20 protein-coding genes are annotated in these 19484 nt (G+C 68.8%); 11 read left to right on the forward strand and 9 right to left on the reverse strand.

Translation table 11 applies throughout. From position 1 onward, the window contains the following. Window positions 1-117: 117 nt before the first annotated feature. Window positions 118-333, reverse strand: coding sequence for a DUF6458 family protein (locus tag ACOKR1_RS01645; protein WP_415856389.1), 216 nt, complete (start codon window positions 331-333; stop codon window positions 118-120). A gap of 116 nt (window positions 334-449) precedes the next feature. Here ACOKR1_RS01645 and ACOKR1_RS01650 point away from each other — a divergent pair, with 116 nt between their 5' ends. Both ACOKR1_RS01650 and ACOKR1_RS01655 read left to right on the forward strand, forming a co-directional pair. After that, window positions 450-1106 (forward strand): alpha/beta hydrolase, encoded by a 657-nt coding sequence (locus ACOKR1_RS01650; protein WP_422935044.1) that lies wholly within the window; start codon window positions 450-452, stop codon window positions 1104-1106. A gap of 10 nt (window positions 1107-1116) precedes the next feature. Beyond that, on the forward strand, window positions 1117-1875 hold the full coding sequence (locus ACOKR1_RS01655; RefSeq protein ID WP_422935045.1) for a hypothetical protein: 759 nt from the start codon (window positions 1117-1119) through the stop codon (window positions 1873-1875). A 69-nt stretch (window positions 1876-1944) separates the two neighbouring features. Here ACOKR1_RS01655 and ACOKR1_RS01660 read toward each other — a convergent pair whose 3' ends face one another. Beyond that, complete coding sequence (locus tag ACOKR1_RS01660; RefSeq protein WP_422935046.1) at window positions 1945-3966, reverse strand: hypothetical protein; 2022 nt, start codon at window positions 3964-3966, stop codon at window positions 1945-1947. Between the two features lie 155 nt (window positions 3967-4121). After that, window positions 4122-5420 carry a DUF445 domain-containing protein gene (locus tag ACOKR1_RS01665; protein ID WP_422935047.1) on the reverse strand — a complete coding sequence of 433 codons (1299 nt, stop codon included), beginning with the start codon at window positions 5418-5420 and terminating at the stop codon, window positions 4122-4124. Window positions 5421-5501: 81 nt separating this feature from the next. On the opposite strand from ACOKR1_RS01665, the gene ACOKR1_RS01670 reads away from it, so the two are divergent. From ACOKR1_RS01670 to ACOKR1_RS01680, 3 genes are all read left to right on the forward strand, one after another. Further along, the gene (locus ACOKR1_RS01670) at window positions 5502-6377 is read left to right on the forward strand and encodes a glycerophosphodiester phosphodiesterase (RefSeq protein ID WP_422935048.1); all 876 of its coding nucleotides are present in this window, start codon (window positions 5502-5504) and stop codon (window positions 6375-6377) included. A 73-nt stretch (window positions 6378-6450) separates the two neighbouring features. After that, on the forward strand, window positions 6451-7233 hold the full coding sequence (locus tag ACOKR1_RS01675; protein WP_422936717.1) for an AzlC family ABC transporter permease: 783 nt from the start codon (window positions 6451-6453) through the stop codon (window positions 7231-7233). Further along, complete coding sequence (locus ACOKR1_RS01680) at window positions 7230-7541, forward strand: AzlD domain-containing protein (protein WP_422935049.1); 312 nt, start codon at window positions 7230-7232, stop codon at window positions 7539-7541. Before ACOKR1_RS01675 ends, ACOKR1_RS01680 begins: the two co-directional genes overlap by 4 nt. Before the next feature lie 17 nt (window positions 7542-7558). On the opposite strand, the gene ACOKR1_RS01685 is transcribed toward ACOKR1_RS01680, so the two are convergent. Continuing rightward, on the reverse strand, window positions 7559-8350 hold the full coding sequence (locus ACOKR1_RS01685) for a DUF5684 domain-containing protein (protein ID WP_422935050.1): 792 nt from the start codon (window positions 8348-8350) through the stop codon (window positions 7559-7561). A 95-nt stretch (window positions 8351-8445) separates the two neighbouring features. Next, on the reverse strand, window positions 8446-9072 hold the full coding sequence (locus ACOKR1_RS01690) for a TetR/AcrR family transcriptional regulator (RefSeq protein WP_422935051.1): 627 nt from the start codon (window positions 9070-9072) through the stop codon (window positions 8446-8448). A gap of 124 nt (window positions 9073-9196) precedes the next feature. On the opposite strand from ACOKR1_RS01690, the gene ACOKR1_RS01695 reads away from it, so the two are divergent. Next, on the forward strand, window positions 9197-9559 hold the full coding sequence (locus ACOKR1_RS01695) for a thiamine-binding protein (protein ID WP_422935052.1): 363 nt from the start codon (window positions 9197-9199) through the stop codon (window positions 9557-9559). 915 nt (window positions 9560-10474) lie between these two features. Here ACOKR1_RS01695 and ACOKR1_RS01700 read toward each other — a convergent pair. Beyond that, the gene (locus tag ACOKR1_RS01700; RefSeq protein WP_422935053.1) at window positions 10475-10924 is read right to left on the reverse strand and encodes a hypothetical protein; all 450 of its coding nucleotides are present in this window, start codon (window positions 10922-10924) and stop codon (window positions 10475-10477) included. Window positions 10925-11307: 383 nt separating this feature from the next. On the opposite strand from ACOKR1_RS01700, the gene ACOKR1_RS01705 reads away from it, so the two are divergent. Continuing rightward, entirely contained in the window at window positions 11308-11970 is a 663-nt protein-coding gene (locus ACOKR1_RS01705) for an O-methyltransferase (RefSeq protein ID WP_422935054.1), read from the forward strand. A gap of 202 nt (window positions 11971-12172) precedes the next feature. Beyond that, window positions 12173-13003, forward strand: a complete 831-nt coding sequence (locus ACOKR1_RS01710) for a spermidine synthase (RefSeq protein ID WP_422935055.1) — start codon at window positions 12173-12175, stop codon at window positions 13001-13003. Between the two features lie 3 nt (window positions 13004-13006). Here the strand turns inward: ACOKR1_RS01710 and ACOKR1_RS01715 are convergent, their stop codons facing one another. Further along, entirely contained in the window at window positions 13007-13903 is an 897-nt protein-coding gene (locus tag ACOKR1_RS01715; RefSeq protein ID WP_422935056.1) for a LysR family transcriptional regulator, read from the reverse strand. 175 nt (window positions 13904-14078) lie between these two features. Here ACOKR1_RS01715 and ACOKR1_RS01720 point away from each other — a divergent pair, with 175 nt between their 5' ends. Together ACOKR1_RS01720 and ACOKR1_RS01725 are read left to right on the forward strand one after the other, a co-directional pair. Beyond that, entirely contained in the window at window positions 14079-15458 is a 1380-nt protein-coding gene (locus ACOKR1_RS01720) for an MFS transporter (protein WP_422935057.1), read from the forward strand. Then, window positions 15455-16219: a 3-hydroxybutyrate dehydrogenase gene (locus tag ACOKR1_RS01725; protein ID WP_422935058.1), complete on the forward strand. Its 765-nt coding sequence runs from the start codon at window positions 15455-15457 to the stop codon at window positions 16217-16219. The genes ACOKR1_RS01720 and ACOKR1_RS01725 overlap by 4 nt, the downstream gene beginning before the upstream one ends. A 155-nt stretch (window positions 16220-16374) precedes the next feature. Here ACOKR1_RS01725 and ACOKR1_RS01730 read toward each other — a convergent pair whose 3' ends face one another. Together ACOKR1_RS01730 and ACOKR1_RS01735 are read right to left on the reverse strand one after the other, a co-directional pair. Then, window positions 16375-16713 (reverse strand): hypothetical protein, encoded by a 339-nt coding sequence (locus ACOKR1_RS01730; RefSeq protein ID WP_422935059.1) that lies wholly within the window; start codon window positions 16711-16713, stop codon window positions 16375-16377. A 157-nt stretch (window positions 16714-16870) separates the two neighbouring features. Next, on the reverse strand, window positions 16871-18316 hold the full coding sequence (locus ACOKR1_RS01735) for an amino acid permease (RefSeq protein ID WP_422935060.1): 1446 nt from the start codon (window positions 18314-18316) through the stop codon (window positions 16871-16873). Between the two features lie 247 nt (window positions 18317-18563). Between ACOKR1_RS01735 and ACOKR1_RS01740 the strand changes: the two genes are divergently transcribed. Next, window positions 18564-19352, forward strand: coding sequence for an IclR family transcriptional regulator (locus ACOKR1_RS01740; RefSeq protein WP_422935061.1), 789 nt, complete (start codon window positions 18564-18566; stop codon window positions 19350-19352). Window positions 19353-19484 lie beyond the last annotated feature (132 nt).

The following is a 19484-nucleotide window of genomic DNA, read 5'->3' on the forward strand; positions in this document are numbered from 1 at the left end:
TGTCAACGGATTCCAACATAAACGCAGATCGCTTGGGGGTGGACACACGTGGAGCCCGGCACTCGGCCGGGCTCCACGTTCCATGACAGGGGCGATCCTGTGCTCACACAGTCAGGCTCACAACTCCTCGACCTCTCCATCCCGATGCCGCACCACCGTTGTCCTCCGCGCCGTCGACGCCATGATGATCGACACGATGAGGCCGATGCCACCAACGACCATGAGGATGTAGCCGATGATCGTCTGGTTGACATACGGAATGAGGCCGGGGGCAATGGCGAACGCGAGGATGGCACCTAGCGCGATAAGAACGATCGATGAACCAATTCGCATGATCCACTCCTGACTGGTTGGCTGGGTGCGGGGCCGCACCCGGTCGACGGACGTCTACTACCCGGTTCTCAGGACGCCAAACAGTGATTCGCTGGGGCCCGCGTTAGGCTCGCCTCATGCCAGCGCGTGAGCTCGACGTCGTGTGGTCTCGACCCGCCGCCGAGCGTGCGGGCACGCCCCTCCTCGTGCTGCTCCACGGCTACGGGAGCAGCCCCGAGAACATCCTCGCCGCGACGCGCGGCCTTCCGCCCGAATTCACCCTTGCGGCGCCGCGCGGCCCGCTCGACGTGGGTGGGGACCGCGGCTGGTTCCTCCTCGACTACTTCCTCGCGAACGACTTCGCCGAGGTCATGGCGACGACGACGGCGGTGCAGGCCTGGGCGAACACCGTCCGCGGCTCGCATTCGAGCGTTTCGCTCGTGGGCTTCTCGCAGGGCATGGCCCTCGCGAGCACGCTCCTGCGGCTCAAGCCCGAGGCCTACGCGGCGACCGTGGGCCTCTCCGGCTTCGTGCTCGAGAGCGAGATCCTGTCCCTCACCGAGAGCCTCCCGGAACGCCCGCCGTTCTTCTGGGGGCGCGACGCCGAGGACCCCGTGATCAATCCCGACGCCGTCGCGTACTCGGCCGAATGGCTCGACGAGCACGTGCAGCTCACCGCGCGGACCTATCCGGGCATGGGGCACCGGATCGGGCGGCCCGAGCTCGCGGACGTGGGGGTGTTCCTGCGCCATTACGTGCTGAACGCCCCGCGCTCCGAAGGGGACCACCGCTAGGCTGGAAGGCATGGCGAGGAAGAACTCAGCCCTCCGGATCGCCCACGGGACCGCGCACGGCGCGATGTTCGAACGTGACGGCACGGTCCGGCCGGGCCTCCAACGAGCCCTCCTGCGTGCCGTCGACGTCCAGCGCCCCTTGGTCATGGCCAACCTTCGGCGCATGCGGAAGCAGCACCCGGACTTCACGGTGGATCAGCTGAGCCGTCGGCTCGAGCGTGACTATCTCGCCGCCGTCGCGGGGGCGGGTGCGGCCGTCGGCGGGACGGCCGCGGTCCCGGGAGTCGGGACCGTCACGTCGCTCGGGCTCTCTGCCGTCGCGACAGTCGGGTTCCTCGAGGCCACGGCCATCTTCGCGGCGTCGATCGCCGAACTGCACGGGGTCCACCTCGAGGACCCCGAGCGCGCCCGGACCACGGTCATGGCGATCATGCTCGGCGAGGAGGGCGCCGCGCTCCTGAGCGCATTCACGGGCCAGGCGTTCGGGCACGGCGCCGCGCCGCAGCGCGCGTGGGGCGCGGCGATCAACCGCTCCATGCCGTGGCCCGCCGCGAGACTCGTGCAACGCCAGGTCCAGGATCGTTTCCTCAGGTGGCTCCTGCGCAAGCAGACCGGCGCATTCCTCGGCCGCGCGCTCCCGTTCGGCGTGGGAGCCGTGGTCGGTGGGGCGGGCAATCTCGCGATGGGACGCGCTGTGGTGCGCTCGACGCGGATCGCGTTCGCGCCCCCTCCGCCGGCCCTGCCACCGCCCCGGCCGCAGCGGGGCTAGCCCGAGGCGCGCCGAGGGCCGGCCGTCCCGCCTTTACGGCGGGACGGCCGGCTCCGGTGCGTTCCGGTTCTACTTCTTGCAGAACGCGATGTAGTCGGTGAGCGGCGGGTACGGAACGCTGTCGCCCGTCGTGAGGAGCACCTCGACGCTCAGGCTCAGCAGATACGCGCACGGCGCGAGGGAGTCGAAGGACCATCCGCCCGTCGGAACCGCCTCGCCGTAGAGGTTCTCGCCGGCCGTCGAGCCCAGGTCGGGCGCGAGCGCGAACGCGAACGGACCGCCCGGGCCCTGCAACTCGGCCGTGACGGCGCCGAGGTGCGAGTGCGCGGCCGTGAACTTGACCGTGAGCGAATCGGAGAGCGTCGAGCACGGGTTGAGTCTCAGCTCCTCCACCCCGATGTCCGACACCGCGAGCTCATTCGACGCCCCGAAGAGGCCGCCCGGCCAGTACGGGTGGTGGGACACGTTGTTGTAGACAGTGTTGTTGATCGCGATGTGCGAGCACGTCCCCGCGTCGGCGCCCGAGCCGCTCGTGCCCTGATTCCGCAGGCGCATCCGAACGCCGTAATGGACGTCGGTCATGAGCGGCGCGTTGGCCGAGGCCCCCGCCACGACGCCGGTCTCGTCGACCGAGGCCGTGCCCGGCAGCGTCGTCGTCATGAACCGGATGAGCGCGTCGCCCGGGTAGAAGCGCCAATTCGGATCCGGCACGGGCACCATGGGCGGCACCGGGATCATCGGCGGGACCTTGATCCAGCCGTCTGCGCTCGGCGTGATGTTGAAGTCCCCAGCGGCGGTGCCGTTGACCACGACGCGAACCTCCTCTTGGAGGAGCGGCCACGGCCTCGGGCGCACGAACTCGCCGATCTCGGTCGGCGCGATCTGGGCTGGCACCACCGGCTGCCAGGACGTCGGGAGGATCGGCGTGCCGTCCGCGAGCGTCGAGCCGTCCGCGTTGGTGTTGACCGTCTCGAAGCGGTACTCGATGAGCGGGGCCCCGTCGACGAGCGAGAGCCCGCCGTTGAGCCGCAGCGTCGAGTAGAACGCCCGCGCGTCGGCAATGGTCAGGCCAGTGCTGCCTGGCGCGCTGTGGACGTCGGTCGCGTAGTGCAGCCCGCCGATCTTCGTGAAGACGCCGAGGCTGCGCGGCGGGCACACGCAGAAGCAGAAGCGCGTGCACCGCAGGAGGCATACCCAGTGGCAGAACTGGAGGCAGTAGCGCTCGTAGCCGAACTCCTTGGCAAGATCGCCCACCGCCTCCGCGTCCCCGCGCAGGGCGGCCGCGGCGAGACGCTCGAGGCCCGCCTGGGGGAGGGCCGCCGTCGTGCGCGCGAACCCGAGCATTTCCGCGATCGGCGACTCGACAACGGGGAGCGGGAACTCGCGGCACAGCTCGATGCACCGCAGGAAGCACCGCCAGCTGCAGAACCACTCGCAGACGAGCCGACACCAGGGGCCGAGGGTGGCCCGCTCGAGGACGTCCTGGAGCCCGAGGCAGCGGTCGGCGACGACGGCCTTCTCCGCCTCGGCGAAGAGCTCCGCGTTCGCCGCGAGGCTTCCGACCGCGTTGCCCGCGGCCGTGAGCTCGTCGGCGAGGCGGGGTCGCTCGACGGTGGGCTGCGGGTTGCAGACCACTTCGCACACGAGACGGTAGTAGACGGTCGAAGCCCAATGGCACAGCTCGTGGCGGAACGGGGCCGCATCGGTCTGCTTGATGAGTTCGTCCCACGCCTCGCGGCTGCGATCGGTCACGGCGCTCGCGAGGAGCTCGACCAGATCTTCGTCGGCGGCGATCTTCGCGACGAGTCGGGCGAACCCCAGCGCGTCACGGGAGACCTGCTCGTCGGGCGGCCCGGCGAGCTCGAGGCAGAGGAGGACCGTTTCCTTGCTGCGCAGCCACCGGCAGATGATTTCGCATCGCTCGGTGAGCCCATGGCGGGCCAGAAGGCTGGCCATGGACTCGCCGTCTTGCGCGCGGAAAGCGTCGACGGCGGCTCGGAATACCTCTTCGTTCTCTGCGAGGGTGCCGAGTGCGGCGGCACCGGCGATCAGTTCATCGAGTTCCTGGCGGCCCGTTGGCTCTTCGGCCATGACCATCCCTGTCCCTTCATATGGACGTGCCCAGAAATGGAGTTGCGCGCGCGTGCAACGACATTTTTGAGCGCGAAAGAAGGTGAGTCAACGATCAGAACTGACGTAACATTTTTCGTCAATCCAGTGAGATTCAACGCTCAGGGATAGTGCCTCTACCCGCCGAAGACGGCGTGCGCGATCGCGAAGATCACGAGGCCCGCGAGGGCACCGACCACGGTGCCGTTGAGCCGGATGTACTGGAGGTCGCGGCCAACCTGGAGCTCGATCTTCTGGGACGTCTCCTCGGCGTCCCAGCGGGCGATCGTGTCCTCGATGACGCCCGCGATGTCGGAGCGGTACGTCGAGACCACGTAGCTCGCGGCGTCCCCGATCCACGCGTTGACCTTCCCCGCGAGCTCGTCCTCCGCGACGAGCCGCGCCCCGAAGTCCCGGATCGCGGTGGTGAACCGCCGGTACAGCTCGCTGTGGGGATCGCTGACCGCGTCGAGGAGGGCGTGCTTGACCGTTGCCCACGTGCGGCGCGCAAGGTCGCGTACCTCGGGGTCCCCGAGCACCTGTGTCTTGATCGTCTCGGCGCGCGCGATCATCGCCGGATCGAACTGGAGGTCCTGGGCGAGGTCCTTGAGGTACTTGTCGATCGACTGGCGAACCTGATGGTTGGGGTCGGACTGCACGGCGGCGACGAACTTGGAGAGCTCGATGTAGACCTTGTCGCCCACGAGCTCGTTCGCGAAGTTCGGCACCCACGAGGGCGAGCGGTCTGTCACGAGGTGGGTCACGGTGTCGTAGTTTCCCGCGACCCAATCCGCCGCCCGGTCCACGAGCAGGTCGACGAGCCGGTGGTGATGGCCGGCGTCGAACACCCGCTCGGCGAGCCGCCCGATGGGCGGCCCCCACGGTGGGGTGAGTAGATGCTTGCGCACGAGGCCCTCGATGACGGCCTGCACGTCGTCGTCGTTCAGAACGGTGAACGCGCCGCGGATGGCGGCGGCGCCCTCCTTCGCGACCCGCTCGGAGCCGGCGGTGGTTGCGAGCCACGCGCCAGCCTTGCGCGCGATGTCCGCGGAATCGAGCTTGGCGCGCACCACCGGCGCCGAGAGGAAGTTGTCCTCGACGAAGCCGCTCAGCGCTGCGCCGATCTGGTCCTTGCGCCGCGGAATGATCGCCGTGTGGGGGATCTTGAGCCCCATCGGGTGGCGGAAGAGCGCCGTGACGGCGAACCAGTCGGCCAGGGCGCCGACCATCCCGCCCTCCGCGGCGGCCCGCACGTACTGGAGCCACGGGACCCGCTCCTGGAGCGCGAACGCGATCGCGAAGACCACCGCCATCGCGATGAGGAGGCTCAGCGCGAGGGTCTTCATGCTGCGCAGGGCCGCGGCCCGCTCGGCGTCCGCGGGGCTGAGCTCCGCCTGCCGTGTGACGGTGCCCGGGGACCGATTGAGCGTCACCATACGCATCACCCTACTCGCGGGCCGGGTGCGCGGCCCCACCCTCGGGACGGGGTGAGCCCGGTTGTCGGTTAGCTTAATGCCATGACTTCCGAGCGCCCCCTCGTCTACGCCCACCGCGGTGCGAGCGCCCAGTTCGCCGAGCACACGCGCGCCGCCTACCTCCAAGCCCTCGCGGACGGTGCCGACGGCGTCGAATGCGACGTCCACCTGACGCGCGATCAGCACGTGGTGCTCCTCCACGACCCCAACCTCGACCGGACGTCCGACGGGACCGGCGCCGTCGCGGACCGAACCCTCGACGAGCTCCGCGAACTCGACTTCTGCTCGTGGAAGGGGGCCCGCTTCCCCGACGAGTACGGGGCCGTGAGCCAGCAGCTCCTCACGTTGCCCGAGATCCTCGACCTCCTCGAGCTCGCGGGCCGGGAGATCGGCCTCGCGATCGAGCTCAAGCACCCGAGCCCCTACCAGCTCCGGCTCGAAGACACCGTGCTCGCGGTGCTCGCCGAGCGCGGATGGGAGGCGAAGACCTCGCGGCTCGGCAACATCCGCGTGAGCTTCATGAGCTTCGATCCGGAGGCCGTGGACTACCTGCTCGAGCGGGTGCCGGCCGAGCACGTGTGCATGCTCGTGGACGACGTCCAGGTCGAGGACGTGCGCGAGGATCTGGCCCTCGGCCCGATCACGGGCGGCGCGGTCGCGAACATGCTCAAGGCCGCCCAGGCGGACGCCGAGGGAATGCTCGACGCCGGCCGCGCCGGGATCGCAGGTCCCGGCATCGGCTACGTGCGCGAGCACCCGAATCGCGTGCGCCAGTGGCTCGATGACGGGCGCCGCTTCCGCGTCTGGACCGTCGACGCGCCTGAGGACGTCGAGCTCTGCCTGTCCTCGGGAATCCAGGAGATCACGACCAACCGTCCCGCGGACGTGCTGCGGCAGGTCGGCGCCGCTGTTGTCTGACGCGGAGCATCCGCGGCCAGAGGGCGAGCCTCAGCGGGGCGGGAAAGCGGACGACGGCGGGGCGGCGGCTTCGCTGCGCACCTCGCCGGGGTTCCGGGTGGGCCTGTCCATCGCGGTCGCGACGGGGCTCTATGGCGTCTCCTTCGGGGCGCTGGCCGTCACGTCGGGGCTGAGCGTCCTGCAGACCGTTGCCCTGAGTCTCCTGATGTTCACGGGCGGATCGCAGTTCGCGTTCATTGGGGTGGTCGGAGGCGGTGGGTCCGGTGCGCCCGCCGCGGCCGCGGCCGCCCTGCTCGGCATCCGCAATGCGGTGTACGGGATGCAGCTCAACGCGATGCTCGGGCCGAAGGGGTGGCGCAGGTTCGTCGCCGCCCAGGTCACGATCGACGAGTCCACCGCGACCGCCTCCGGTCAGACTGGCCGGCTCGAACAGCGCCGTGGCTTCTGGACGGCCGGGCTCGGCGTCTTCGTCCTGTGGAACGTCTTCACGGCCGTCGGGGCATTCGCCGGCAACGCGATCGGAGATCCCAAGCAGTGGGGCCTCGATGGGGCCGCGGTCGCCGCGTTCCTCGGCCTCCTGTGGCCGCGGCTCAAGGGTCGCGAGCCTGCCGCGATCGCCGTGGTCTGCGCGCTCGCGACCGTGCTGGCCGTTCCGTTCCTCCCGCCCGGCGTGCCCATTCTCGTGGCAGCCCTCGTGGCTGCGGTCCTCGGCTGGGTGAGCCACGCGCGCGCCGAGGCCGGGCGACCTCTCGCCATGGAGGGGCTCGAGCCGGACGTGGATCCCTACCGGCACGAGCGCGGTCGCAACGCGGGCGGCGGGCCGTCGGGAGACGCGCCTTCGGGAGGTGGCACGTGAGCCTGTGGTTCTGGGTAGTTCTGGCCTGCGCGGTTGCGTACGCGACGAAGCTGCTCGGCTATCTGGTGCCGCGCCGGTGGATGCAGAACGAGCGCATGACCCGCGTGGCCGGGACCGTGACGATCGGTCTGCTCGCCTCGCTGACCGCCGTCAACGCCCTGGGGAGCGGCCAGTCGCTCGCGTTCGACGCACGAATCGGCGCCCTCGTCGCAGCAGCTATCGCGCTGGTCCTGAGGGCGCCGTTCCTCGTCGTCGTGATTGTTGGTGCGGCCGCGGCGGCGGGCCTGCGCCTGCTGGGCTGGGGCTGACCCGCCGACCGATTGGGTTACTGCTGGGGAGATCCCGGCTGGTCGGGGTGGCCTGGCTGGCCGGGGTTACCCGGCTGACCCGGCTGACCAGGCTGACCTGGCTGGGCCGGCGGCTCCTGCCCAGGCTGGCCGTAGGCCGGCGGCTGGTACCCGGGCGTGGGCTGGCCGTACTGGGGTTGGCCGGGCTGGGGTTGGCCATAACCCGGCTGGCCGTACTGGGGTTGGCCGTACTGCTGCTGCGGCGGTTGCTGGCCATAACCCGGCTGACCGTACCCCGGCTGGCCGTAGCCCTGGGGCTGCTGGCCATAACCCTGCTGGCCATAGCCCTGCTGGCCGTACGCCTGCGGCTGCCCGTAGGCGCCCTGAACGCGGGGCCCCATGAGCGCGCCCTTGCCGAGGTACGGCGCCTGGCCGTAGCCCAGGATCGGCACGAAGACGATGGGCAGGAGCACGAGGCCGACGGTATACGCGGTGTCCTTGCCGAACGACTTCGACAGATCGTTCATGACGAAGATGTTGAGGATGAAGACGCCGATCGAGAGGATCCAGCCGAGGACCGGGATCCACGCGAGGACGGCCCCGCCGACAAAGAGCCAGAACCACCACTGCGGGCGGCCCACGATCTCGAGCAGGATCCAGTAGTTGTAGAACGGCACAAAGGCCGCCCACTGCTGCTTCCCAGCCTTCCGGAAGACCCCCATGAACATGAGGCCGGCAACAGCGACCCCGATGATGAGGAACACGATGGACAGGCTGAACAGGGCGGCGGCCGTGGCACCGCTGCTGTAGGAATTGTCATAGGTGTTCATGAGCCAGACACTAGTCGCGGAATCCGACATTTGGCGACGGTGCAGATGAACATTCTCCACTCGTCGCCCGCGGCCGTGACGCGAAGCCCGAGTCGCTAGAGCGGGAGGTCGACCTCCGGGATCGCCTCAAGGGGCGGGAGGGGCCGCTGCTCCCGGTGGGTGCGGATGGCGTCCTCCACAAGGGCCACGTAGCGCAGCCACGCCATCGACCCAGGTGCCACCGTGTCGCCCACTCCGATGAGCATCGCGACGAGCCGCACCATGTCCAAGAGCCGGAGCTCCTCGCGAAGGGTTCCCTGATCCTGGCCCCGGGTGAGCAGCACGCCCATCGACTCGATGAGCTTGCCCGCGAGGCCCACGAGGATCTGCCGCCGCCCCGCTACGGCGGAAAGGAGGTGATGCTCGTCATTCGCGACCTGCATCACGGCGCTCAGGACCTCGATGAGCCCGGCCGCCGCATCGGGGTTCCGGAGCGCGGCCTCGGTCACGGGCTCGACCTTGACCCGGATCTGCCGCTCGATCGCGGCGAGGACCAGCTCGTCCTTGTCCGCGAAGTTGCGGAACAGCGTGGCCGGGCCGACGCCCGCGCGATCGGCGACCACCTTGAGCGACACCTGGGGGCCGTCCTCGCGGAAGCACTCGAGGGCGGCCGAGATGATCTTTTCGATGTTCCGGGCCGCGTCTGCACGCATCGGCTTCCGCCATGCTCCTTCGTACTGCATACCCCCACCGTATCTACCGAGAGTGACGCTTTCGTAGATGTGAAGCTGGACTCTCAGGAGAAATTAGCATTCAGAGGGCAAATATGACGCCGAGCGCCGGCGCGCCGCGTGCGAGACTGGGCGCATGATTGTCGCCTTCTCGGTGTCCCCGTCCGGCGAGCGGCCAGCGGAAGCCGGGCACGCGCCGTCGGGCGTCGCTCCTGATTCCGTCCACGAGGCCGTCGCCGCGGCCGTCAGGATTGTCCGCGAATCGGGCCTCCCGAACCGCACGAGCTCGATGTTCACGGAGATCGAGGGCGAGTGGGACGAGGTCATGGACGTCGTGAAGCGGGCCACGGAGGCTGTGGGACGGTACGGAACGCGGGTCTCGCTCGTGCTCAAGGCGGACATCCGCCCGGGGCACTCGGGTGAAATCGACGGCAAGGTCGAGCGCCTCGAGCGCGCGATCGAGGAGGCGCGAAGAGATCCTGATGGGTCAGGGCGCTGAGGAATGGCATCCGCACCCGCCGTTGGACCAAAAGTGAACGTCGACTGGTCGGACTGTACCTGTTTCTGAGAGCAGCCTGTCCGTGGGGGAGCGGGTTGAGCTCCTGCCTGACCGGGGTCTCGTCATCGATGACGAAGGCGCATGCTCGGCGTTGTCGTGATTGCCGGAGGGCCACTGAGCAGGAGTGTTCGACACCACTTAGATTTCTCGCACCTCACCCGCCGGAACACTTAATTTCCCGTAAATCAATACGGAGACAAATGGGGTAACAATTCTCGCCACCACTTAGACCTCCACGTGTAAGTTGTTTGACCGACTTCAACCATTGACCCATATTTGATTTGACGAGTATGGTCTGCCACGTTGGGGGATGGCGCAAGTTGTGTAGGGCCCTCCTCAAGGAGCGAACCAAAGCAAATCGAGGAGGGGTTTTGAACTCAAAGTCACATTGGCCGAGTATTGCGGGGTTGTCGGCAATGCACTGCATTCAACGGCTTCGGCGAGCTGATACAGATCCCAATGGTTCCCGACTGCGCGAACATCAGCCCGAAGTCGCTGAAATACGCGAAGGAGCACGGCATCGATGTCTGCGGCGCCACGGGTGATTCTGTAGCCTACGGTTCCTCGGCGCGGATAGTGAGTGGAACAGCCCGTATCGAGTGGGGCAATGGAAGGACACCGGCTGGATGAACGGCAGCTGGTACGGCACAGGACAGGTCGTGTGGGCAGGGGGCCAAGGCGTTCTTGCCGCCGCATATTCGGGCTCGGTCACCCTGTGGTGGGGGCTGCAGTGCAACATACCCACGCAGACTGACGCCGGTAACGTCTAGAGAGTAATCGGCCTGACGGTAGCTTCCGCGGAGGTCAGGTGCAGCCAGGGTCCAACCTTGGGCTGCACCTGACCTGCGGCCGAGTTCAGAGGCCTGCGTCTAGCTCTCGGCCAAACCATTCTTTGAATGTCTGCAAGTCCCGGAGGAGGGGCTTCGTGATCGCGAAGCGGTGGTCGCGGATCCGCCAGCCGAGCTTGCCGTTGACCGGAATGGTGAGGACGACGATGTCCACGGGCCCTTTGATCCGTGGCCGCGCTTTCACGGTCATCTCCTGGATGACACGCGGCCGGAAGGTCGGGGATTGAAGGTCTCCCCACTCTCCTCTGTTCGAGTCAGCCTGCCCGGAATACCACGTGTTCGCTTCCTCGAACAGCGGCTCGGCGACATCGTGGAGCCGTCGGTTGCCGAGAAGCGGTCCGTAGTAGTCGATCGGACCATCCAAGTCCGGTCGGCCGAGGACGGTCCTGCCGACAAGCTCTTTCCACCACGCTTCCCATTCCCGCGATATGGCGGCTCGGTCCGCAGCCTCCAGCAATGAATTATCGGATTCGACAGTAGGAGCCAGGCGGAATTCCGGAGAGCTTCCCAGTCCCGCGTCCAGTCCCAGCCGGTCCCGGATGTAGAGGGCGACATCTAGCGCACGAGGATCGACAAAGACCGAATTTACGGTGCTCGAGCCGGGTCTGAAATGAACCATGACTCGACCCTACGCTTTCCGCCCATCCGTGAATAGAAGTTCCTGAATTTACGGACCTCTAGTCGACTCGACTGTCGGCCAGACGCTCGATGCGGCCCTGACTCCTCGGCCGAATTCGCGGAATTTCGCCCGTGTCCTAGACGATCGATGTTCACGGAGATCGAGGGCGAGTGGGGCGAGGCCCCTTCCCCCGCGGCGGTCGCCCGGGCCAGACTGGCCGCATGATCGAGCACATGGCCAAGCCCGAATGGATCGACGTGGAACGCTGGCTCACCTCGACGGTGGTGAAGCCCGGACCGGAGCATGAGCGCGCGCTGACCACCGCCGTCGAACGCGGCATGCCGCCCATCGAAGTGCAGCCCACCGCGGGCAAGCTGCTCCAGCTGCTCGTCCGGATGAGCGGCGCGCGGCGGATCCTCGAGATCGGCACGCTCGCCGGGTTCAGCACCATCTGGATGGCCCAGGCGCTCCCGGACGGAGGGCACCTTGACACCCTCGAGTACCTGCCGGAGCACGCGGCGGTCGCGCGGGAGAACCTTGCCGCGGCGGGCCTCGCAGACCGCGTCGACGTCCACGTGGGCCCGGCGCTCGAGAGCCTCCCCGATCTCGAGGGGCCCTACGACTTCGTCTTCATCGACGCCGACAAGCAGAACGATTCGAACTACCTCGAGTGGGCCGTGCGGCTCGGCCGGCCCGGAACGGTGGTGGTCGTGGACAACGCCGTGTGGGAGGGCTCGCTCCTCGATCCGTCGCAGGACGAGACCAACGCCCCGGGCATTGTGGCCGCGCTCGAGCTGCTGGGCGGCCCGCTCTTCGACGCGACCGTGGTGCAGACCGTCGGGTCGAAGGGCTGGGACGGCTTTGCGCTCGCGGTAGTGCGCTGAGGGCCAGAGAGCGTTCCGGCGAGTACGCGTACTGAGTGGCACAGGGTTGGCAGCCGGTGTGTCGCGCGGCGCGTCGCCCGGCTCTTCGCCTCCGGCGCGCGAAACCCGTACGGGATGGTCCTCCGGGGCAGGACCGGCCCCGGGGGCGTTCTTGCGGTCCTTCGGGGACAGCCCGCGCGCCGCGCTGGGATAGCGTTACGCCATGGACGCTCGCACCCCGCGCCTCGCGCCGGGCCTGTACCCGATCGACACGGGCACGGCCGAGCTCCAGCGGGACGGCGATTCGTCCGACGGCTGGCTCCTCAAGATCAACGGGGTCCAGAGCTCCCACATTGTCCTGAGCGATCCGCTGCGGCTCGACTTCGAGTACATGCGCTGGATCGTCGCGCTCGTCGAGGAGCGGTTCCCGCCAGAGACCACGGGACGCCTTCGTGCCCTGCACCAGGGCGGCGGCGGGTGCTCCATGCCGCGGTATCTCGCGGCGCGCTACGCGGACGCGCGGCAGGTGGTGGTCGAGCTCGACGGGCAGCTCGCCGAGTACGTGCGGGCGTGGTTCGACCTGCCGAAGGCGCCGCTCATGCGGCTCCGCGTGGGCGAGGCCCGTGCGGTCACGGAGTCCCTCACGCCGCAGACGCGGGACCTCGTGATCCGCGACGTCTTCGCGGGCTCGCGGACCCCGCATCCGCTGACCACGGTCGAGTTCGTTCACGCCTCGGCGCGGCTCCTCGACGGCGGCGGGCTCTTCGTCGCCAACGTCGGGAGCGCGCCGGATCAGGTGACGGCGCGCGAGGAGGCCGCGTCGATCGCGGACGTGTTCCCGTACGTCGCGATCGTCGCCGACCCCGCGATGCTCAAGGGCCGGCGCTTCGGGAACATCATCGTCTCGGCGAGCGATACGCCGCTCGAAGGATCGTCCGGGCTGCGCCGTCGTCTGCTCGGAGGGGGCGTCCCCGCACAGTACTGGGAGGACGCCCAGGTGCGCTCGTGGATCGGAGCCGCGCGGCCGCGGCACGACCCCCCGGGCGCGAGCTGACGCTCAGTTTCCCAGGAGCATGGCCCGCGACTCCTCGACCTTCCGCTTGAGCGCCGTGACGACGGCGGCGACGGCCGGCTGCCGCATCGAATCGGGTCGCAGAACCATCCAGTAGGGGAGCTGCGCGCGGAAGTAGTCGGGCAGGAGCCGGACGAGGTCGGAGTGGCGGTCGGCCATGAAGCACGGCAGGAAGCCGATTCCCGCGCCCGCCCGCGTGGCTTCGACGTGCACGAACACGTTCGTCGAGGTGAGGCCGTCCCGCATCTCGGGGACGAGGCGGCGGGGTGCATCGAGGTCGTCGACCTGGAGCATCGAGTCCACGAAGTACACGAGCCCGTGCCGCGCGAGCTCATCGGGGGTCTGCGGCGCCCCGTGCTGCGCGAGGTAGCCCCGAGACGCGTACATGCCGAGCGCGTAGACTCCGAGCCGCACGGCCTCGGCCCGGTGAACCTGCGGCTCGCCGACCACGACCTCGATGTCCACGCCCGAACGCTGTTGGAGCGCGCGTCGCGTCACCGTGATGAGCTCGACCGCGAGGTTCGGGTGTTCCCGCCTCAGCTCCGCTACGGCGGGCGAGGCGATGTACGCGCTGAAGCCGTCCGTCGCCGTCATGCGCACCACGCCGGTCACCGGATCGTCGGCTCCCGGCGCCAGACGGGCGACGGCGTCCGCAACCTGGGCCGCGACGCCCACCGCGCGCTCGCCGAGGGGAGTGAGCTCCCAGCCGCCCGCCGCGCGAGCGAGGACTCGCCCTCCGAGGGCCTTTTCGAGCGCCGCGATCTTGCGGGCAATTGTCGTGTGGTTGAGGCCCAAGGTCTCGCCCGCCGTCGTGAATTTGCCCGCGCGGGAGACCTCGAGGAGCACGAGTAGCTGGTCAGGGGAGGGCGACGCCGTCGTCATGCGGCCCACTGTAGCCCGGCGGAGGCAAGTACGTGCAGGAATGCACAGGTACCTTGCCGAACTGACTATTGATGCCACAAATTCGCGCAACAATACTGGCTTGGTCAAAGGTGGCCCGCATCACAGGGCCCGGTGCCGTGGGGCACACGTCAGAGCAGACCCCGGGAGGGAACCCATGAGCTCAACGCAGCGCTCGGGCGGCACGGCCGCCGACAGATCGCTTCTGACCAAGATTGTGTCCGCGTCGATGGCCGGAACGGTCGTCGAGTGGTACGACTTCTTCCTCTACGCGACCGCGTCGACGATCGTCTTCAACAAGATCCTCCTCCCGACCATGGGCAACGAGTACGACGCGATCATCGCCGCGTTCCTCACCTACGCCGTGGGCTTCATCGCGCGTCCGCTCGGCGGCGTCCTGTTCGGGCAGCTCGGCGACCGGCTGGGCCGCAAGCAGACGCTCCAGATCACGATCATGCTGATCGGCGTCGCGACCGTGCTCATGGGCTGCCTCCCGACCTACCAGCAGATCGGCGTGTGGGCGCCGATCCTCCTCGTGGTGCTGCGCTTCGTCCAGGGCCTCGCGCTCGGCGGCGAGTGGGGCGGCGCCGTGCTGCTCGTCGCGGAGCACGCGCCGGACTCGCAGCGCGCGTTCTGGGCTTCGTGGCCGCAGGCGGCCGTTCCTGTGGGCAACGTCCTCGCGACGTTCGTCCTGTGGGTCATGACGACGTTCCTCCCCTCCGGCGCTTTCCTCGCTTGGGGCTGGCGCGTCGCGTTCTGGCTCTCCGCGGTCGTGGTCGTTGTGGGTTACGTCATCCGGACCCGCATCACCGAGGCGCCGATCTTCGAGGCCGCGAAGGCCGAGCTGGACGCCGAGAAGGCCGCCGGCTACGGCGTCCTCGAGGTGCTCAAGCGCTACCCGAAGGGCGTGCTCGTGGGCATGGGGCTGCGCTTTGCGGAGAACATCATGTATTACCTCGTGGTCACGTTCTCGATCGTGTACCTCGGCACGGGCCTCAAGATGAACACGGGCTCGATCCTCGGCGTGATCGCAATAGCACACGTGTGCCACTTCATCGTGATTCCGATCGTCGGCCGCATGGCCGACCGCGTGGGCCGCAAGCCCGTCTACCTCGTGGGCGCGATCCTCGCCGCGACGTGGGGCTTCTGGGCCTTCCCGGCCTTCGGCACGAAGAACACGTTCGTCATCCTCATCACGATCATCGTGGGCCTCGTCTTCCACGCGCTCATGTACGCGGGCCAGCCGGCCATCATGGCGGAGATGTTCCCGACCCGGATGCGGTACTCGGGCGTCTCGATCTCCTACCAGGTCACGTCGATCGTGGCGGGCTCGCTCGCGCCGGTCTTCGCGACCGAATGGCTCAAGGCCACCGGCTCGTGGTGGCCCACGGCGGTCTATCTCGCGATTGCCGCCGTCATCACCGTGATCTCGGTCGTGGCGCTGCGCGAGACGCGCGGTGCGTCGCTCCGCGAGCTGGACGCAGCCGACGCCGCCCGGGCGGACGTCGGGACCGGCCAGGCGGAGGCCCGCGCATGAGCGGACTGTCCACGGGCGGAGCGCTCGCGGGCCGCAAGGCCCTCGTGACGGGCGGCGCCGCGGGCATCGGCGCGGCCGTGGCGAGGGGGCTCGCGGAGCGGGGCGCCGCCGTCGTCATCGCCGACCTGGACGGCGAGGCCGCTGCGAAGGTCGCCGCCGACCTCGGCGGAGAGGCGTGGGCCGTGGACCTGCTCGACACCTCGCCGCTCGAGTCGCTGAAGCTCGACTGCGACATCCTCGTCAACAACGCGGGAATCCAGAAGGTCGCGCCGATTCACGAGTTCGATCCGGAAGCGTTCCGTCGGATCCAGCGGCTCATGGTCGAGGCGCCGTTCCTCCTGATCCGTGCCGCGCTCCCGCACCTGTACGAGCAGGGGTGGGGCCGCATCATCAACATCAGCTCGGTGCACGGGATCCGTGCCTCGGCGTTCAAGAGCGCGTACGTCGCGGCGAAGCACGGCCTTGAGGGGTTCTCCAAAGTCGCCGCTCTGGAGGGGGCCCCGCACGGCGTGACCTCGAACTGCATCAACCCCGGGTACGTCCGCACGGCGCTCGTCGAGAAGCAGATCGCGGATCAGGCGGCGACTCACGGGATTCCCGAGTCCGAGGTGCTCGATGAGGTCATGCTCACCGAGATGGCCATCAAGCGGCTCGTCGAGCCCGCGGAGGTCGCCTCGCTCGCGTGCTGGCTCGCGTCCGACGACGCCGGCATGGTCACCGGCGCGAGCTACACGATGGACGGCGGCTGGTCGGCGCGGTAGCGGGGCCGGGCAACCGCTGACGGCGCCGGTTCGGGCGATTGGGGGCCCGAACCGGCGCCGTTCGTTTTGCTGCGAGGGTGCAACTCCTGCCTTGAGCCGCATCTCCGTGGCGAATTCCATACGGAGATGCGGGTTCGGGCAGCAGTTGGGTGCAGTTAGCTGCCGCAGGTGATCGTGACGCTACCCTGCTGGTGGACGCCCGGGCCAAGCTGCTGGCACTGCTGGGCCACGGCGGTGATCCCGGCAATGATCGTGATGGTCACGATCAGTCCGACCACCACGCTGATCGCGCCGAGGACGATGCCGACGACCGCGGGCGTGTTCTTGTATCCGGCCTTCTTCGCCTGGACCTTCCCGACGATGCCCAGAATGAGGCCGATGAGGCCGAGGCCGACGAACGGAAGGATGATCGAGATGATCCCAAGGGTCTTTCCAGGAACCGGCGGCGGCGCGTAGGCCGCCGCCGGGGCCTGGATGTTGGACGGGTTGGACATGGTTGCTCCTGAGCTTCACTGATGGTGCTCGAACGGTTGCCATGCGGGTGCAGGCAGGAAGATGCTCTCAATTAGACATGTCCAACACCAGTGTGACGCGCTGACGCCTGGTTCCGAGACCGAGTGTTGCGCCCGGCGGTGGCGGTGGCGGTTCGGCCTACCGCCTCGAGCCGACCGCCTCGCGGACCTCGCCCTCGGCGACCACCGGGATCGGCGAGGTCTCGTCGCGGAGGGCGGGGCGCCGTCGTCCGTCGCCACGGACCCACAGCGCGTAGGCCCCCGCAAGGACGGCGAGCCACGCGCCGCCCACCACGAGCGCCACGCGCGTCTCCTCAAACCAGCCGAGCACCCCGATGACGAGCGCCAGGAACGCGATCGCGGCTATGGAGGCCGCGGGCCACAGCGGCGACGGGAACTCGGACGGCGCGAGCGAGTACTTCCGGATCTCGCGCTTCATCGCGACGTGGCTCGCGAGGATCATGACCCACACCCAGACGGTCGCGAACGTCGCGATCGAGGCGATGACGGTGAACACGTCCTCGGGAATGACGGCGTTGAGCACCATGCCCACGAGCAGCACGCCCGTCATGACCACCACGGTCAGCCACGGCACCCCGTGCTTGGACACCTTGCCGAAGGACGACGGCGCGTGCCCCTGCTGGGCGAGCCCGAACAGGACGCGGCCCGCGCCGAAGATGTCCGAATTGATCGCCGAGAGCGCGGACGTGATGACGACTGCGTTGAGCACGTTCGCGGCGCCGGGGACGCCGAGGCTCGAGAGGATCTGGACGAACGGGCTGCCCTGCGCGCCGACCTCCGACCACGGGAAGAGGCTCATGAGCACCGCGAGGGTCAGGACGTAGAACAGGAGCACGCGGACCGGCACGGTGTTGACGGCGCGGGGGATGGCTCGCTTCGGGTCCTCGGCCTCGCCCGCCGTGACGCCGATCGTCTCGACGCCTCCGAACGCGAACACCACCACCGAGAACGCCGCGAGCATGCCACCGAAGCCGTTCGGGAGGAAGCCTCCGTGGTCCACGAGGTTTCCGACGCCGGGATGCTGGCCGCCGAGCTGAACGCCGAAGACGATCAGGGCGGCGCCGCCGGCGATCATCGCGACGATCGCGACGACCTTGACGAGCGTGAACCAGAACTCGAGTTCGCCGAACACCTTGACGCTCAGGAGGTTCACGCCCGTGAGGAAGAAGATGACCGCGAGGATCCAGATCCACCGCGGCGTGTCCGGGAACCAGAAGCCCATGTAGATGGAGAACGCGGTGACGTCGGCGATCGCGACGATCGCCATCTCGAACACGTACGTCCAGCCGGTCACGAAGCCCGCGAGTGGCCCGAGATAGCGGCCCGCGTACTGGCTGAAGGAGCCCGCGACGGGATGGCGCACGGCCATCTCGCCGAGCGAGCGCATGACCATGAACACCGCGGCGCCCGCGATCATGTAGGCGAGAAGGACGGCGGGGCCGGCCGCCTGGATCGCGGAGGCGGAGCCGTAGAAAAGGCCCGTCCCGATGGCTGAGCCGAGCGCCATGAACCGGATGTGCCGGACGTTGAGGCCGCGGCTGAGCACGGCGGGTGAAGTCTGCATACGGGAGTTCCTCGCGTCGCTGGGAAGGATCCCTTCCACTGTGCCCGCTGGGCACGGGGTTGTGAGTGGCGTCACCGGCCATTGGTGTCTCAGATCGCAGACGGCGAATCTGTCTGGTATAGCAGACGGTGGGCTCCGTGCGGGAGGTGCGCGCCGCCGTCGTCCGCGGGCACACTGGAGTTCGGTATTCCAGACATTGCCCCCTGCCCGCGCCCCCGCCCGCACCCCCACCCCAAAGGTCCCGCCCATGCCCGCCGAGCCCAGCCCGAAGTCCAAGGTTCCCGCCGCCGAGAGCACGCTGCGCATCCTGCGCCTGCTCGCGTCCCGCCGCGGTCCGCAGCCCGCCGCGAGCATCGCCGCGGCACTCGGGCTCCCACGCTCCACCGTGTACCACTTGCTCGCGGTCATGGAGGAGAACGGCTTCGTCATGCATCTGCCGGAGGAGCGGCGCTACGGGCTCGGAATCGGGGCGTTCGAGCTTTCGAGCGCGTATTCGCGGCAGGAACCGCTGTCTCGGCTGGGGCGGCCCGTGCTCGCCTCGCTTGTGGACGCGATCGGCGAGAGCGCCCACCTCGCGGTGCTCCACGGCCGTGACGTCCTGTACATCGTCGAGGAGCGCGCGAAGAACCGGCCCTCGCTCGTGACGGACGTGGGCGTCCGCCTCCCGAGCCACCTCACGGCGAGCGGCCGCGCGATCCTCGCGGCCCTGCCGAAGTCGCAGGTCCGCGCGCTCTACCCGAACGCCGCGGCGTTCAGCGAACGCACCGAGGAGGGCGAGCACATCCGCAGCTACTCCGCGCTCCAGTCGGCGCTCGACCAAGTGCGCCAGCGCGGCTACGCGACCGAGGACGGCGAGGTCACGTCCGGCTTCGCGTCCGTCGCCGCGGCCGTGACGGACCACGCGGGATGGCCGACGGCGGCCGTCGCCGTGACCTTCCTCGCCGAGAAGGTGCCTGGCGAGGAGCGGGACGAGCTCGCCCAGCACGTTGCGCGCGTCGCGGGGGAGCTCTCGCACCGCATCTACGGGCGGCGGTGAGCGGGTCCCCGTCGAGTGGTCACCTTCCGCGGGTGCGCGGCACAGGACGGTTCCGTGTCAGAGGCTCGCGGTAGGGTGCGAGCGGCTTGGCCTTGCGGTCCAGCACCTCATACATGTCGATTTAGGGGGAAC

It is taken from the genome of Sinomonas sp. P47F7 (genome assembly GCF_049332655.1).
In the GTDB taxonomy this organism is placed as follows: domain Bacteria; phylum Actinomycetota; class Actinomycetes; order Actinomycetales; family Micrococcaceae; genus Sinomonas.

What these genes read in the sequence shown, in the direction of transcription:
- ACOKR1_RS01645 (WP_415856389.1), bottom strand. Translation starts at nt 333, where the DNA reads ATGCGAATTGGTTCATCGATCGTTCTTATCGCGCTAGGTGCCATCCTC.
- ACOKR1_RS01650 (WP_422935044.1), top strand. Translation starts at nt 450, where the DNA reads ATGCCAGCGCGTGAGCTCGACGTCGTGTGGTCTCGACCCGCCGCCGAG.
- ACOKR1_RS01655 (WP_422935045.1), top strand. Translation starts at nt 1,117, where the DNA reads ATGGCGAGGAAGAACTCAGCCCTCCGGATCGCCCACGGGACCGCGCAC.
- ACOKR1_RS01660 (WP_422935046.1), bottom strand. Translation starts at nt 3,966, where the DNA reads ATGGCCGAAGAGCCAACGGGCCGCCAGGAACTCGATGAACTGATCGCC.
- ACOKR1_RS01665 (WP_422935047.1), bottom strand. Translation starts at nt 5,420, where the DNA reads ATGGTGACGCTCAATCGGTCCCCGGGCACCGTCACACGGCAGGCGGAG.
- ACOKR1_RS01670 (WP_422935048.1), top strand. Translation starts at nt 5,502, where the DNA reads ATGACTTCCGAGCGCCCCCTCGTCTACGCCCACCGCGGTGCGAGCGCC.
- ACOKR1_RS01685 (WP_422935050.1), bottom strand. Translation starts at nt 8,350, where the DNA reads ATGAACACCTATGACAATTCCTACAGCAGCGGTGCCACGGCCGCCGCC.
- ACOKR1_RS01690 (WP_422935051.1), bottom strand. Translation starts at nt 9,072, where the DNA reads ATGCAGTACGAAGGAGCATGGCGGAAGCCGATGCGTGCAGACGCGGCC.
- ACOKR1_RS01695 (WP_422935052.1), top strand. Translation starts at nt 9,197, where the DNA reads ATGATTGTCGCCTTCTCGGTGTCCCCGTCCGGCGAGCGGCCAGCGGAA.
- ACOKR1_RS01705 (WP_422935054.1), top strand. Translation starts at nt 11,308, where the DNA reads ATGATCGAGCACATGGCCAAGCCCGAATGGATCGACGTGGAACGCTGG.
- ACOKR1_RS01710 (WP_422935055.1), top strand. Translation starts at nt 12,173, where the DNA reads ATGGACGCTCGCACCCCGCGCCTCGCGCCGGGCCTGTACCCGATCGAC.
- ACOKR1_RS01715 (WP_422935056.1), bottom strand. Translation starts at nt 13,903, where the DNA reads ATGACGACGGCGTCGCCCTCCCCTGACCAGCTACTCGTGCTCCTCGAG.
- ACOKR1_RS01720 (WP_422935057.1), top strand. Translation starts at nt 14,079, where the DNA reads ATGAGCTCAACGCAGCGCTCGGGCGGCACGGCCGCCGACAGATCGCTT.
- ACOKR1_RS01725 (WP_422935058.1), top strand. Translation starts at nt 15,455, where the DNA reads ATGAGCGGACTGTCCACGGGCGGAGCGCTCGCGGGCCGCAAGGCCCTC.
- ACOKR1_RS01730 (WP_422935059.1), bottom strand. Translation starts at nt 16,713, where the DNA reads ATGTCCAACCCGTCCAACATCCAGGCCCCGGCGGCGGCCTACGCGCCG.
- ACOKR1_RS01735 (WP_422935060.1), bottom strand. Translation starts at nt 18,316, where the DNA reads ATGCAGACTTCACCCGCCGTGCTCAGCCGCGGCCTCAACGTCCGGCAC.
- ACOKR1_RS01740 (WP_422935061.1), top strand. Translation starts at nt 18,564, where the DNA reads ATGCCCGCCGAGCCCAGCCCGAAGTCCAAGGTTCCCGCCGCCGAGAGC.